The organism is Pseudomonas sp. Root329, from assembly GCF_001424925.1.
Lineage (GTDB): Bacteria > Pseudomonadota > Gammaproteobacteria > Pseudomonadales > Pseudomonadaceae > Aquipseudomonas > Aquipseudomonas arabinosi.
In genome coordinates this window covers 1-13,196 of record NZ_LMCV01000040.1, presented here as the reverse complement: position 1 = coordinate 13,196, position 13,196 = coordinate 1, and the positions used below count along the sequence as shown (strand labels likewise).

Sequence of the window (13,196 nt, the reverse complement as noted above, 5' to 3'; positions counted from 1 at the left end):
GAGGGGGCGGGTGGATCAAGATCACAAGCTGCAGGCGAGCTAACGCTCGGCCTGTTGAGTGGTGAGGAGCGAAAGGCGAAAGGCGAACACCGATCCCCGATCCCCTGTGGGAGCGAGCTTGCTCGCGATGGCGGTCTATCTGCCAGCCAATCTCTCGCAGCTGTACGCAGTCCCCCTGTAGGAGCTGCCGCAGGCTGCGATCTTTTGATCTTGGCTTTCATCCTTCGCTTTTCTTCAAACGCCGCATGGTCCGTTTGAGGGATGCCCACCGCCCCACGCATTGCTTGAATGCCGCTGTGGAGGCGAGCGCCGCTGGTGCTGCACACGCCCCGCTGCACGCGCGCCCCGGCGGATGGGGTGAACAGAGGAGAACAATAAAAATGCTCAACCAAGACCTGATTCGCCAGCGTCTGAGCCAACGTGCCCGCGAGCTGGTGCCGATCCTGCGTGAGCGCGCCCAGAACGCCGCGCAAGCCGGCCAGCTGCCTGAAGAGACCCTGAAAGACTTCCACGACGCCGGGTTCTTTCGCATCCTTCAGCCATCGCGCTGGGAAGGTTATGAACTGGAACCCAGGGACTTCTTCGAGGTGCAGATGACCCTCGCTGAAGGGTGCATGTCTTCGGCCTGGGTGCTGGGGGTGGTGGCGATCCATAACTGGCAACTGGCGCTGTTCGATGACCGTGCGGCACAGGATGTCTGGGGCGCCGACTCCTGTGTGCTGATCTCTTCTTCCTATATGCCGGTGGGCAAGGTCGAGCGGGTCGAGGGTGGTTTCAAGCTGAGCGGGCGCTGGGGGTTTTCTTCCGGCAGCAAGCACTGCGACTGGGTGTTCCTGGGGGCGTTGGTGCCACCGGAGGAGGCGGGCGGGGCGCCGGATTACCGGACTTTCCTGGTGCCGCGCAGCGACTATCAGGTGCTCGACAACTGGAATGTCATGGGCCTGGAAGCCACCGGCTCCCACGACATCCTGGTGGAGAACGTTTTCGTTCCGGAGTACCGCACTCATCGGGCGTTCGACGGTTTCATGCAGGACAGTCCGGGTAACGCAGTGAACACCGCGCCGCTGTTCCGCCTGCCATTCGGGCAGATTTTTGTGCGGGCGGTGTCGTCTTCGGCCATTGGTGCCCTGCAAGGCGCGGTGGATCAGTTTGTCGAGCACAACCGCGCGCGGGTCGGGGTCAACGACGGTCGCAAAATGGTCCAGGACCCGGCCGCGCAATCCGCGCTGGCCAACGCCATGGTCTGCGTCGACGAGTGCAAAACCGTCCTGCTGCGCAACTTCGCTCTGATGATGCAACGGGCCAAAAGTGCAGAACCGTTGAGCATGCCCGAGCGGGTGAAGATGCGTTACGACTCGGCGCTGGTGGCCGACAAGTGCGCCAAAGCGGTTGCCGACCTGATGTTCAACAGCGGCGCCTCGACCATCTTCCGCAGCCACACGATCAACCGGGCATTCCGCGACATTCACACCGGTCGCGCCCACGTCGCGAACAACCCGGCCAAGTACGCCTGGAATCTCGGCGGGGTCAGTATGGGCCAGGACAGCAACGACTTTTTTCTCTGACTTTTCCCTTTGAGTCAGCTAGTCCGTTTGCGTGATTCGAGCGCCCCGTCGATGCCCGAGCATGGGGGCAAGGCGTAGGTCTCAGGCGCCGACTGCGCATCCAATAAACACAAGGATCAACCATGAAATTTTCACTGATTTACGAAGCCCAGACGGTGGACTCCAGCCGCGAAGGCGACCGCAAGATTTTCGAAGATACCGTCGAGCAAGCTGTGCTGGCCGACAAGCTTGGCTTCGACACCTTCTGGTGCGTAGAACACACGGCGCTGAGCAACTACTCGCACATGTCCGCGCCGGAAACCATGCTGGCCTTCGTCGCTGGCAAAACCGAACGCATCGGCATTGGCCATGGCGTGGTCTGCTTGCCGCCAGCGATGAACCACCCGGTGAAAGTCGCGGAACGCATCGCGACCCTTGACCTGTTGTCCAAGGGCCGGGTGCATTTTGGCGTCGGCAAGGGTGGCACCCAGCAGGAGGCCGGCACCTTCGGTTATGACCTGGCCACGTTGCAGCCGCAGATCGACGAGATGATGTACCTGATCCCGAAAATGTTCGTGCAGGACGAAATCGAACACAACGGCGATTTCGTGCAGATTCCTAAACGGCCGATCCATCCCAAGCCTTATCAAGATCCGCACCCGCCGATGTACCTGGCTTGCACCAATACCGAGTCGCTGAAAAAGGCTGGTGGTCGCGCAATGGGTGCATTGGTGCTGGGCTTCGGTGGCCCGGAAGAAATCGCCAAGAAGGTTGAGGTCTATCACGAAGCCTTTGATAACCGCGATGAGAAGCAGCAGGTGGGCTTCCGCCCCAACCGCCACATCGCCGCCCTGTGCCCGGCCATCGTGTTGGAAGACAACGAAGAGGCGCGCCGCATCGGCATCCGCGGCCAGCGCTACTTCATGGAATCGTTGGGTTACTGGTACGGCGGTGGCGAGCGCCCGGACCCGGAGAAGTGGAAGGACGACACCTTCGTCGATGGCAACGGCCAGAGCGTGATCAAGTCGCGCTTCGCCTCGGAAGAAGTCAGCGTCGATTTCTCCGACCCGACCATGGCGATGATGAACCCCAACCACGCCTACGGCACCGTCGAGGATTGCATCGGTTACGTGCAACGGCTGATCGACGCCGGTGCTGACGAAATCCTGTTCATCTGCCAGATGGGCACCGTGCCGCAATGGGCGCAACTGGAGACCCTGCGCAACATTGGCGAGAAAGTGATTCCGCATTTCCGCAAGGCTTAAAACCCACCACGTAAGCATCTGAACACCCCATCACCCCTGTGGGAGCGGGCTTGCTCGCGAAGGCGGTCTTACATTCAACATCAATGTTGACTGATATGGCCTCTTCGCGAGCAAGCCCGCTCCCACATGTTTTTATGCCTCCACCAATCATTTCCGCTAGTCCCATTGGACGATGTTCCCCCCGCTCAAACCCGCTTGAATAGCCCTGCATAAAGTCTCCCCCGGCAGCCGCCGAGTGCGGCGGGGCCTTAGAAAAAGAACGAGGAGTGCATCCATGGATATCCGTGGTCTGGGTTACGTCACCCTGTTATCCAGCGACCTGGCGCAATGGCGGCAGTACGCAAGCCAGGTGCTGGGCATGATGGTGGTCGGCAGCGATGACGATGAGCGGCTGTACCTGAAAATGGACGAGCGCCATTACCGCATTCTGGTGGAGAAAAGCGCTGAGAACGGCTTCGGTGCGTGCGGCTGGGAAGTGCCTGGCAAAGCGGCGCTTGAACACGCCGTCAACGTTCTGGAACAGGCCGATGTGCAAGTTACCCGCGGCACCGTGGCCCAGGCCGAGGTTCGCAAGGTCCAGGAACTGGTGCACTTCAGCGACCCGGATGGTACCCGTCACGAACTGTTCTGGGGCCCGTTGCAGGACTTCGCACGCTTCGTCTCGCCGGTCGGCGTCAAGGGTTTCGTCACCAACGAATTGGGCATGGGCCACGTGGTACTACCGGCGCCGAGCTTCGAGCGCTGCCGGGATTTCTACGAGCAAGTACTCGGTTTCGGACTGTCCGACCTGATGAAAGTCCGCTTCACCCCGGACCTGGCCGAACCGCAAAAGCGCATCCACTTCCTGCACTGCAATAACGGTCGGCACCACTCGCTGGCGATTTTCGAGTGCCCGATGCCCCACGGCTGCGTGCACATGATGGTCGAGGTCAACGCGCTGGACGAAGTCGGTCGAGCGCTGGACCGGGTGCACGCCAACGGCGTGAAGCTGTCGGCCACCTTGGGCCAGCACACCAACGATCAGATGATTTCGTTCTACATCAAGACGCCGTCCGGGTTTGACCTGGAGTACGGCTGCGATGGCCTGGTGGTGGATTGGGATCGCCACACACCTTTTGAAAGCACCGTGGTCAGCCACTGGGGCCACGACTTCAGTGTCGGTCGCCAATGAGGACGATGACGATGGACAAGCGAATGACCACGGCCGAGATGGTCGGCCAACTGCGTGACGGCATGACCATCGGCATCGGTGGCTGGGGGCCGCGGCGCAAACCCATGGCGTTGGTGCGGGAGATTCTGCGCTCGGACCTCAAGGACCTCACCGTGGTCGCCTACGGTGGTGCGGATGTCGGCATGCTCTGTGCGGCCGGCAAGATCAAGAAACTGGTGTTCGCCTTTGTTTCCCTGGATTTCATTCCACTGGAGCCGTACTTCCGCAAGGCACGCCAAGAGGCGGCGCTGGAGGTGATGGAAATCGACGAAGGCATGCTCCTGCTCGGTCTTCGGGCCGCAGCGATGAATGTGCCATTTATTCCGACGGCGGTAGGCCTGGGCACCGATGTGCTGCGGCACAACCCGCAGATCAAATTGATCGCCTCGCCCTATGCCGACGGCAAGGACTGGGTCGCCATGCCGGCGCTCAAACTCGATGCAGCGCTGATTCACGTCGACCGTGCCGATGCGCGGGGTGTCTGCCAGATCAGCGGCCCCGATCACTACATGGACGACCTGTTCGTGCGTGCCGCGACTCACAGCTACGTGACCTGCGATGAACGGGTGGACAGCGAGTATTTCCACGCCGATGCCGGGCAAGCACATCAAGTGTTCTGGGAACGCAACCTGACCACCGCCGTAGCCCACGTGCCGGGCGGTGCGCATCCGTCTTCCTGCGCGCCGCTGTACGGTTTCGACGTGGCGCACTTCAAGGCTTACAACGCTTCAGCCCAGGCCGTCGATGGCTGGCAGGGCTACGTCCGGGACTACGTCGACTGCACCCACGAACAGTACCTGGACAAGGTCGGCGGCCTGGCTGCGATCCGCCAACTGCCGTTGCCGATTTTTTAAGGGAGCCTTGCGATGAGCACTACCACTTACAGCCTCGCCGAACTGATGATCTGTGCCGCCTCCGAAGCCTGGCGCGACGATGGCGAGGTTCTGGCCAGCGGCATCGGCGTGATTCCGCGCCTGGCCGCTTCATTGAGCATGCTCAGCAGCAATCCGCAGCTATTGATGACCGATTCTGAAGCCTACATGGTCGCCGAACCGGTGCCGCTGGGCGCGCGAAACGGCTATCAGCCCAAGCGTGACAGCTGGATGGGGTTCTCGCGGATTTTCGACAACGTGTGGGGCGGCAAGCGCCATGCGCTGGTCGGCCCGACCCAGATTGACCGTTTCGGCCAGGCCAACATTTCGTGCATTGGCGATTACGCCAAACCCAAGGCGCAAATGCTCGGTGTGCGCGGTTTTCCCGGCAACTCGATCAGCCACGCCAACTCCTTTTGCGTGCCCAGCCACAACCGTCGGGTGTTCGTCGAAGGCGAGGTCGATATGGTCGCCTCGGTTGGCTACAACCCGGCGCGTCTAGCGCGCGGCTGGTCGCTGGACGAGATCGATATCCGCCTGATCATCACTGACCTCTGCGTGCTGGATTTCCTGGGCCCGCAGCGGCAAATGCGGATTCGCTCGCTGCACCCCGGCGTGACGGTGGCCGAGGTTCAGGACAACACCGGATTTGCCCTGCATGTGCCGCAAGACTGCCCGACCACGGCTGCCCCGACCGTCGAACAATTGCAGCTGATCCAGCGCCTGGACCCGCACAACCTGCGTGCCAGCCAGCTCAAAGACAACCCGCCAGGCCAGCGCTGAGCGCCCCCGTTTCGGAGAAAAGTGATGGCTGAACATAACGACAAGAACGAGGCCGACGTGGTGCTTTACGAGGTGCGCGGCGCGGTGGCCCTGGTCACCATGAACCGCCCCGAGTACCACAACGCGCAGAACTCGCAGATGACCTACGCGCTGGACGCGGCGTTTCGCCGGGCCTGCGATGACGATGAGGTGAAAGTCATCGTATTGCGTGGTGCCGGCAAGCATTTCTCCGCCGGACATGACATCGGCACGCCGGGTCGCGACGTCGATCAGACCTTCGACCGCGCGAGCCTTTGGTACGACCACACCAACAAACCGGGCGGCGAATTTCTCTACGCCCGAGAGCAGGAAGTCTATCTGGGCATGTGCCGCCGCTGGCGCGAAATGCCCAAGCCGACCATCGCCATGATCCAGGGGGCGTGCATCGCGGGCGGGCTGATGCTGGCCTGGGTCTGCGACTTGATCGTCGCCAGTGAGGATTCGTACTTCGCGGATCCGGTGGTGCGAATGGGCATTCCCGGGGTCGAGTATTTCGCCCATGTGCATGAGCTGAACCCGCGCATCGCCAAGGAATTTCTGTTCCTCGGCGAGCGTATGCCGGCGGCGCGCGCCTACCAGATGGGCATGCTCAATCGGGTGGTTGCCCGTGATCTGCTGGAACAGGAAACCCTCGACATCGCCGGACGCGTCGCACAGATGCCGCGCCTCGGTCTGCAATTGAGCAAGCAGGCAGTCAACAACGCCGAAGACCTGATGGGCAAGCGCGCGACCATGGATATGGTGTTTGGTCTGCATCACTTCGCCCATGCACACAATGAGCTGGTGTCGGGTGACCGACTCGGCGGATATGACGCCAAGGCCATGGCCCGTTCGCAACGCACCTCGGGCGGGGCGTGAGCATGGCGATCTCTTTGAATACCCGTCTGACCGAACTGCTCGGCTGTCGCTATCCGATCATCCAGACCGCAATGGGCTGGGTCGCCGACCCGAAGCTGGTGGCGGCCACCGGCAATGCCGGCGCCTTCGGCTTTCTCGCCGGGGCGACCATCGAGCCTCAGCGGATGGAGGCAGCGATCCTTGAAACCCGGCGTCTGACCGATCAGCCTTTCGGGGTCAATTTTCATATGTACCAGGCCAACGCCGCAGAGATCGTCGAGCTGGTGCTGCGCCACAACGTCAGGGCAGTCAGCTACAGCCGCTCGCCCGGCAAGCAAATGATCAGCCGTCTGAAGGACGCCGGCGTGGTGTGCATCCCCACGGTCGGTGCCCTCAAGCACGCGCAAAAAGCCGTGGAAATGGGCGCCGATGCGGTCACCGTACAAGGCGGCGAGGGCGGTGGGCATACCGGCTCGGTGCCCACTTCGTTGCTGCTCGATCAAGTGGTCAACGCGGTCTCGGTGCCCGTGGTCGCCGCCGGTGGTTTCAAGGATGGTAAAGGCCTGGTCTCGGCCCTGGCCTATGGCGCCGAAGGCATCGCCATGGGCACGCGCTTTCTGATGTGCGCCGACAGCCCGGTGCCGCAGGCGACGCTGTCGCGTTACCTCGCGGTCAACGACCCGGCGGCGATCATCATCAGTCGCGCCATCGACGGTATGCCGCAACGGATGATTCGCAACGAATTGCTCAACCAGCTTGAAGCCAGTGGTGGTCTCAAACGTTTGTTGTTGGCATTCCAGAGTGGCTTGGCGTACCGCCGCCACAGTGGCATGAGCCTGACGCAACTGCTCGGCAGCGTTTTGAAAATGCGCGGCAGCGGTGAGCTGACGGCGGCGCAAAGCATCATGGCCGCCAACGCGCCGATGGTGATCCAGAAAGCCATGGTCGACGGGTTACCCGCCGAAGGTGTGCTGCCTGCCGGCCAGGTCGCCGCGTCCATCGACAGCTTGCCCAGCTGCGCCCAATTGATTGAACAGATCGTCCGTGACGCCGAAGCGCGTCTGGGCGAGCTGTGCCGCCGTGTGTCGTGAAGGGGAAAGGCATGAAACCATTTAGCGTCAGTATCGATAACGGCATCGCCGAACTGGTGTTCAACCAGCCACCGGTCAACGCCTTCAATTGCCAGGGCTGGGCCGATATCGCCAGCGAGATCGAAGGCCTCGGTCGCAACGCCAGCGTGCGGGTGATCGTGATTCGGGCCGAAGGGCGCGGATTCTGTGCCGGGGTCGACATCAAGGAACTGGCCGCCGACGGCAACCTGATCGTGGCGGTGAACAAAGGCAACTACGACAGCTTCAAGGCGATCCACCGCAATCCGAAACCGGTGATCGTCGCCGTACACGGCTTCGTCCTCGGCGGTGGCATCGGCATCTGCGGCGCGGCCGACATTCTGGTGGCCTCCGAGTGCGCCAGTTTCGGCGTGCCCGAGGTCGATCGCGGTGCCATGGGCGGCGGCGCGCATTTACAGCGGCTGTTCCCGGTGCAGAAAGTCCGTCACATGTACTTCACCGGCGAAATGATCGACGCCGCCGAGGCCTGGCGCCTGGGTGCGGTAGAGCGTGTGGTCAAGCGCGAGGACTTGCGCGAGGCCGCGTTGCAGATCGCCCGCACCATCGCCGCCAAGAGCCCGGCCATGATCAGCCTCGCCAAAGAAGCGCTGAGCGGTATCGAAGACGGCAATCTGGAAGACAAATATCGCTGGGAGCAGGGCTTCACGCTCGAGGCTTATCGCTCACTGGACTCACAGGAAGCACGCGACTCGTTCGTCGAGAAGCGCGATGCCCACTTCAACGGCTGAAGGCACTCTCATGGACCTGACATACACCCCGGCCCAGCAGGCCTTTCGCGCCGAGGCGCGAGCCTGGCTGACGGCCAATGTACCCGGTGAACCGCTGCAATCGTTCGACACCGAGCAAGGCTTTGCCGAGCACCGTACCTGGGAAAACCGGCTTAACGATGGTCGCTGGGGCATGGTCACCTGGCCGATCGATCTCGGCGGGCGCGGTTGCGACTTGATCGAGTGGTTGATCTTCGAGGAGGAGTACTACCGCTCTGGCGCGCCTGCACGGGTTAACCAGAACGGCATCTTCCTGCTCGGCCCGACGCTGATGGAATATGGCAGCGAGGAACAGAAGGCGCGCTTTCTGCCACGCATGGCCACTGGCGAAGACATCTGGGCCCAGGCCTGGTCCGAGCCAGGCGCCGGCTCCGACATGGCGGCGATCCGCTCGAAGGCCGAACGGGTGGGCGACCATTACGTGATCAACGGCCAGAAAACCTGGTCGACTCGCGCCGTGTGGGCCGACTGGGTGTTCGGTATTTTTCGCACCGACCCTCACTCCCAGCGCCATCAGGGCCTGACGTTTATTCTGCTGCCGCTCGACAGCCCGGGGATCACGGTACGGCCGATTCCTCAGCTCAATGGCTTGCCCGGGTTCGCCGAGATTTTCTTCGACGACGTCAAGGTTCCGGTGGAAAACGCGCTGGGCGGCGAGGGCATGGGTTGGCATGTGGCGATGTCCACCGCCGGGTTCGAGCGCGGTTTGCTGCTGCGCTCACCCGCACGCTTTCAGGAAACCGCTCGGCGACTGGTGCAGCTGTACCAGGCCAACCGCGAGCAGGCTGACCGCGATCCGGCCATTGGCGAGTCGGTGATGCGCGCCTGGCTGGACGCCGAGGCTTACACCCTGAGCACCTACATGACCGCCTCGAAACTGGTGCAGGGCGGCAAGATCGGGCCAGAATCTTCGACCAACAAAATCTTCTGGTCGGAACTCGATCAGCGCATGCACGACACCGCCATGAGCATTCTCGGCTTGCGTGGCGAGCTGCTGCCCGAAGCACCTGCTGCGGGCGATGTCGGCCATTGGCTGGAAGGTTTTCTGTTTGCCCAGGCCGGGCCGATCTATGCCGGCACCAACGAGATCCAGCGCAACATCATTGCCGAACGCATGCTCGGCATGCCGCGTGCCTGAGGAATAGACCATGGACTTTAGTTACAGCCGCGACCAATTGCTGTTCCAGGACAACGTCAGAAGTTTTCTGATCAACGAGGTCACCCCGGAACGCATTCGCGAATTGTGGCTCAGCGACAGCGGGCGCAGCGATCAGCTCTGGGCCCAATTGGTGGAGTTGGGCCTGACCGCGCTGACCGTTCCCGAAGAGCAAGACGGGATGGGCATGAATGAGCTGGACTTCATTCTGCTTGCTCAGGAATGTGGTTATGCCGGTCTGCCCGAGCCGCTGGTGGACACGATGCTGATCGGCGTGCCGTTGCTCGCCGCCCTTGATGAAAGCCACGCGGCACTCAAACAGCACTGGCTGGCGCGCGTCGCGGAAGGCCACGCACGGTTGGCGATTGCCGAACCGGGTAACCCGCTGGTCAGCGATGCTCATGTCGCCGATTTGTTGTTGCTGGCCCATGGCGATGAGGTGCATGCGGTCGAACCTGGCGCGGTGCGCCTGATCCGCAATGTGTCGGTCGATCCCAGTCGTCAGCTGTTTCAGGTCGACTGGACGCCAACGTCCGCCACCTGCGTGGCCGCTGGCGAACAGGGTCGGCGCTTGTGGGCCGCCGCGTTTAATCGTGGCGCGCTGGGCTGTGCTGCGCAAATGCTGGGGCTGGCCAAGCGCATGGTCGACCTCGCGGTGGATTACACCTTTGAGCGCAAACAGTTCGGCAAACCGGTGGGTTCGTTTCAGGCGGTCAAGCATTTGATGGCCAACGTCGCGGTGCAGATCGAGTTTGCCAAAGGGCCGCTGTATCGCGCGGCCTATGCACTGGCCGAGCAGCTGCCGGGGCAAGACGTGCTGGTGTCCCACGCCAAACTGGCGACGGCGGAAGCGGCGATGCTGGCCGCGAAAAACACCATTCAGGCCCATGGCGCCATGGGTTACACCTGGGAAGTCGACCTGCATTTGTTCATGAAACGCGCCTGGGCGCTGGACAAGGTCTGGGGTGATCGCGGCCATCATAAAGGGCGGATCCGCGCAGCCTTGTTCGACGGCAATCCAGCACTGGGTGCTGGCAAAACTTTCTGACGGCGACTGTGCCTGACGTCAACATTTACCTCGAGGTACACCATGCCTGAAGCCTATATTGTCGACGCCCTGCGTACACCCACCGGGCGGCGCAAGGGTGGTTTGAGCCAGATTCATGCAGCCGATCTGGGCGCCCACGTCTTGCGTGCGCTGGTCGAGCGCAACGACATCCCCGATGACGATTACGACGACGTGATCTTCGGCTGTGTCGACACCATCGGACCGCTGGCCGGGGACATTGCCCGCACCTGTTGGCTGGCCGCGGGCCTGTCGCATGCGGTACCCGGCACCACCATCGATCGTCAGTGCGGTTCGTCCCAGCAAGCAGTGCACTTTGCCGCCCAAGCGGTGATGAGCGGCACCCAGGATGTGGTCGTCGCCGGCGGCGTACAAACCATGACCCAGATTCCAATTTCCTCAGCCATGATCGCTGCCGAACCACTGGGCTTCAGTGATCCGTACAGCGGCTCCGAAGGTTGGGTCCGGCGCTATGGCGCGCAACCGCCGACTCAATTTCGTTCGGCGCAAATGATTGCCGAGAAGTGGGGGCTGTCCCGCGAACAACTGGAAGCCTATTCACTGGAGTCCCATCAGCGGGCATTGCGGGCCATCGAGCAAGGACGGTTCAACCGGGAAATCGTGCCACTGGCCGGGGTCGTGCATGACGAAACGCCGCGACAGACCAGTCTGGCGAAAATGGCCGAACTGGACGTGCTGTTTGGCTGCGACCGGGTGACCGCGGCAGTGTCCAGCCAGACCTGCGACGCGGCCAGCGCGATGCTGATCGTTTCTGAAGCGGCACTCAAACGCTATGGGCTGACACCGCGCGCGCGTATCCACCACCTCAGCGTACGCGCCGAAGACCCGATCTGGATGCTCACCGCTCCCATCCCGGCCACCGCTTATGCACTCAAGCGAGCCGGGATGAAGCTGGAAGACATCGATCGGGTGGAGATCAACGAAGCCTTCGCGTCGGTGGCCATGGCCTGGCTCAAGGAGACGGGTTATCCCCATGAACAGACCAACGTCAACGGCGGGGCGATTGCCCTCGGCCATCCGTTGGGCGCCACCGGCACTCGGTTGATGTGCACGCTGTTGCATGAACTGGAGCGCAGCGGGGGACGCTTCGGTTTGCAGACCATGTGCGAAGGTGGCGGCCAGGCCAACGTGACGATTATCGAACGCTTGTAAGCGATGTATTTGAAGGGAGCAGGAACATGAAAATCTGTGAGAACCGCGTAGTGATCATCACCGGTGCCGGCGGTGGTCTGGGCCGGGCCTACGCGCTGGCCTTCGCCGCCGAGGGCGCTAACGTGGTGGTCAACGATATCAATCGTGAAGCAGCGCTGGCGGTGGTCGGCGAGATTCTCGGGCAGGGTGGAAGCGCCGTGGCCAACAGCAACGACATCACCCGCTACGACGATGCGGCGTTGATCGTGCGCCAGGCCATCGAAACCTTCGGCGGCCTGGACGTGGTGGTCAACAACGCCGGCATCTGTCGCGACCGAATGTTCGCCAGCCTCACCGAAGCCGACTGGGATGCGGTGGTGGCCGTGCACCTCAAAGGCCACTTCTGTATCGCCAGCCACGCCGCGCGTTACTGGCGCGAGCAGGCCAAGGGAGGGGCGCAGCTGAGTGCGCGGATCATCAACACCAGTTCCGGGGCCGGTTTGCAGGGCTCCATCGGTCAGTCCAACTATGCCGCTGCCAAGGCCGGTATCGCTGCGTTGACGCTGGTGCAGGCGGCCGAACTGGGTCGCTATGGCATAACCGTCAACGCCCTGGCCCCGGCCGCGCGCACCGGCATGACCGAGCAAGTGTTCGCCGATAGCATGAAAAAACCCGAAGAGGGCTTCGACTACTTCGCTCCGGAAAACGTTGCGCCGTTGGTGGTCTGGCTCGGCTCGCAAGCGTCCAGTGCGGTGAACGGGCAGATGTTCGAAGTCGAGGGCGGCAAGTTGTCGATTGCCGACGGCTGGCGTAGAGGTCCGGAACTGGACAGGCAAGGGCGTTGGGCGGTGGGCGAGGTGGGGCAGGCAGTAGAGCAATTGATGGCCCGGGCGGTGCCGGCGGCGAAAGTGTATGGCAGGTGATTGGGCCGCCCTCTATATAGAAGGATTCGTTTTGCTCTTCTATATAGAGGAGAAACGGGCTGTTTTCCGGCGTTCTGCACGTGATTGATAGAAAAACCCAATTAAGGGTTGACGGCAGATTCTGGAAGTCTATAATTCGCCCCACTTCCGGCGCAGTCGAAACGGAAAACTCTTTGGTAAACAATGAGTTACGCAGTTTTCGACAGCAAGTTGCTTCAGGTCATCGAAGCCCAGAAGGAGTCGGTCAGGCAGGGTGGTTTAGCTTGATTGACGGTTCGATCTTCTCGGTCGAAAGCGGTGTGAAAGAGGTGTTGACAGCAGCGAGTAACGCTGTAGAATTCGCCTCCCGCTAGCGAGAGATCGAAAGCGCAAGTGGTTGAAGTTGCAAAGGAAACTTTGAAAACTTCGGAAAATAACCGCTTGACAGCAACAGAGGCTGCTGTAGAATGCGC

General features: G+C 61.8%; 12 protein-coding genes and 1 pseudogene. 12 read left to right on the top strand and 1 reads right to left on the bottom strand.

The window, feature by feature from the left end; all coding sequences use genetic code 11:
- Positions 1–380 precede the first annotated feature (380 nt).
- From ASC74_RS25275 to ASC74_RS25220, 12 genes are all read left to right on the top strand, one after another.
- On the top strand, positions 381–1,565 hold the full coding sequence (locus ASC74_RS25275) for a flavin-dependent monooxygenase (RefSeq protein ID WP_056745008.1): 1,185 nt from the start codon (positions 381–383) through the stop codon (positions 1,563–1,565).
- A gap of 122 nt (positions 1,566–1,687) precedes the next feature.
- On the top strand, positions 1,688–2,809 hold the full coding sequence (locus ASC74_RS25270) for an LLM class flavin-dependent oxidoreductase (protein WP_056745006.1): 1,122 nt from the start codon (positions 1,688–1,690) through the stop codon (positions 2,807–2,809).
- 274 nt (positions 2,810–3,083) lie between these two features.
- The gene (locus tag ASC74_RS25265; protein ID WP_056745004.1) at positions 3,084–3,980 is read left to right on the top strand and encodes a VOC family protein; all 897 of its coding nucleotides are present in this window, start codon (positions 3,084–3,086) and stop codon (positions 3,978–3,980) included.
- Between the two features lie 11 nt (positions 3,981–3,991).
- On the top strand, positions 3,992–4,873 hold the full coding sequence (locus ASC74_RS25260) for a CoA transferase subunit A (protein WP_056745002.1): 882 nt from the start codon (positions 3,992–3,994) through the stop codon (positions 4,871–4,873).
- Positions 4,874–4,885: 12 nt separating this feature from the next.
- Positions 4,886–5,674: a CoA-transferase subunit beta gene (locus ASC74_RS25255; RefSeq protein ID WP_056745000.1), complete on the top strand. Its 789-nt coding sequence runs from the start codon at positions 4,886–4,888 to the stop codon at positions 5,672–5,674.
- Positions 5,675–5,698: 24 nt separating this feature from the next.
- Positions 5,699–6,571, top strand: a complete 873-nt coding sequence (locus ASC74_RS25250; protein WP_056744998.1) for an enoyl-CoA hydratase — start codon at positions 5,699–5,701, stop codon at positions 6,569–6,571.
- A 2-nt stretch (positions 6,572–6,573) separates the two neighbouring features.
- A complete protein-coding gene (locus ASC74_RS25245; RefSeq protein ID WP_056744996.1) occupies positions 6,574–7,641 on the top strand; it encodes an NAD(P)H-dependent flavin oxidoreductase in 1,068 nt (355 codons plus the stop codon).
- 11 nt (positions 7,642–7,652) lie between these two features.
- Positions 7,653–8,408, top strand: coding sequence for an enoyl-CoA hydratase family protein (locus ASC74_RS25240; RefSeq protein ID WP_056744994.1), 756 nt, complete (start codon positions 7,653–7,655; stop codon positions 8,406–8,408).
- A 10-nt stretch (positions 8,409–8,418) separates the two neighbouring features.
- On the top strand, positions 8,419–9,585 hold the full coding sequence (locus tag ASC74_RS25235; RefSeq protein WP_056744992.1) for an acyl-CoA dehydrogenase family protein: 1,167 nt from the start codon (positions 8,419–8,421) through the stop codon (positions 9,583–9,585).
- Between the two features lie 10 nt (positions 9,586–9,595).
- A complete protein-coding gene (locus ASC74_RS25230) occupies positions 9,596–10,651 on the top strand; it encodes an acyl-CoA dehydrogenase family protein (protein WP_056744990.1) in 1,056 nt (351 codons plus the stop codon).
- A gap of 42 nt (positions 10,652–10,693) precedes the next feature.
- Positions 10,694–11,842, top strand: a complete 1,149-nt coding sequence (locus ASC74_RS25225) for an acetyl-CoA C-acetyltransferase (protein ID WP_046049772.1) — start codon at positions 10,694–10,696, stop codon at positions 11,840–11,842.
- 26 nt (positions 11,843–11,868) lie between these two features.
- Positions 11,869–12,744: an SDR family oxidoreductase gene (locus ASC74_RS25220; protein WP_056744988.1), complete on the top strand. Its 876-nt coding sequence runs from the start codon at positions 11,869–11,871 to the stop codon at positions 12,742–12,744.
- Between the two features lie 215 nt (positions 12,745–12,959).
- On the opposite strand, the pseudogene ASC74_RS32280 reads toward ASC74_RS25220, so the two are convergent.
- A pseudogene (locus tag ASC74_RS32280) lies at positions 12,960–13,196 on the bottom strand (hypothetical protein); the annotation flags it as partial.

Coding starts and splice junctions, on each gene's coding strand:
- ASC74_RS25230 (WP_056744990.1), top strand. CDS start 9,596: ATGGACTTTAGTTACAGCCGCGACCAATTGCTGTTCCAGGACAACGTC.
- ASC74_RS25220 (WP_056744988.1), top strand. CDS start 11,869: ATGAAAATCTGTGAGAACCGCGTAGTGATCATCACCGGTGCCGGCGGT.
- ASC74_RS25225 (WP_046049772.1), top strand. CDS start 10,694: ATGCCTGAAGCCTATATTGTCGACGCCCTGCGTACACCCACCGGGCGG.
- ASC74_RS25260 (WP_056745002.1), top strand. CDS start 3,992: ATGGACAAGCGAATGACCACGGCCGAGATGGTCGGCCAACTGCGTGAC.
- ASC74_RS25270 (WP_056745006.1), top strand. CDS start 1,688: ATGAAATTTTCACTGATTTACGAAGCCCAGACGGTGGACTCCAGCCGC.
- ASC74_RS25240 (WP_056744994.1), top strand. CDS start 7,653: ATGAAACCATTTAGCGTCAGTATCGATAACGGCATCGCCGAACTGGTG.
- ASC74_RS25255 (WP_056745000.1), top strand. CDS start 4,886: ATGAGCACTACCACTTACAGCCTCGCCGAACTGATGATCTGTGCCGCC.
- ASC74_RS25235 (WP_056744992.1), top strand. CDS start 8,419: ATGGACCTGACATACACCCCGGCCCAGCAGGCCTTTCGCGCCGAGGCG.
- ASC74_RS25275 (WP_056745008.1), top strand. CDS start 381: ATGCTCAACCAAGACCTGATTCGCCAGCGTCTGAGCCAACGTGCCCGC.
- ASC74_RS25265 (WP_056745004.1), top strand. CDS start 3,084: ATGGATATCCGTGGTCTGGGTTACGTCACCCTGTTATCCAGCGACCTG.
- ASC74_RS25245 (WP_056744996.1), top strand. CDS start 6,574: ATGGCGATCTCTTTGAATACCCGTCTGACCGAACTGCTCGGCTGTCGC.
- ASC74_RS25250 (WP_056744998.1), top strand. CDS start 5,699: ATGGCTGAACATAACGACAAGAACGAGGCCGACGTGGTGCTTTACGAG.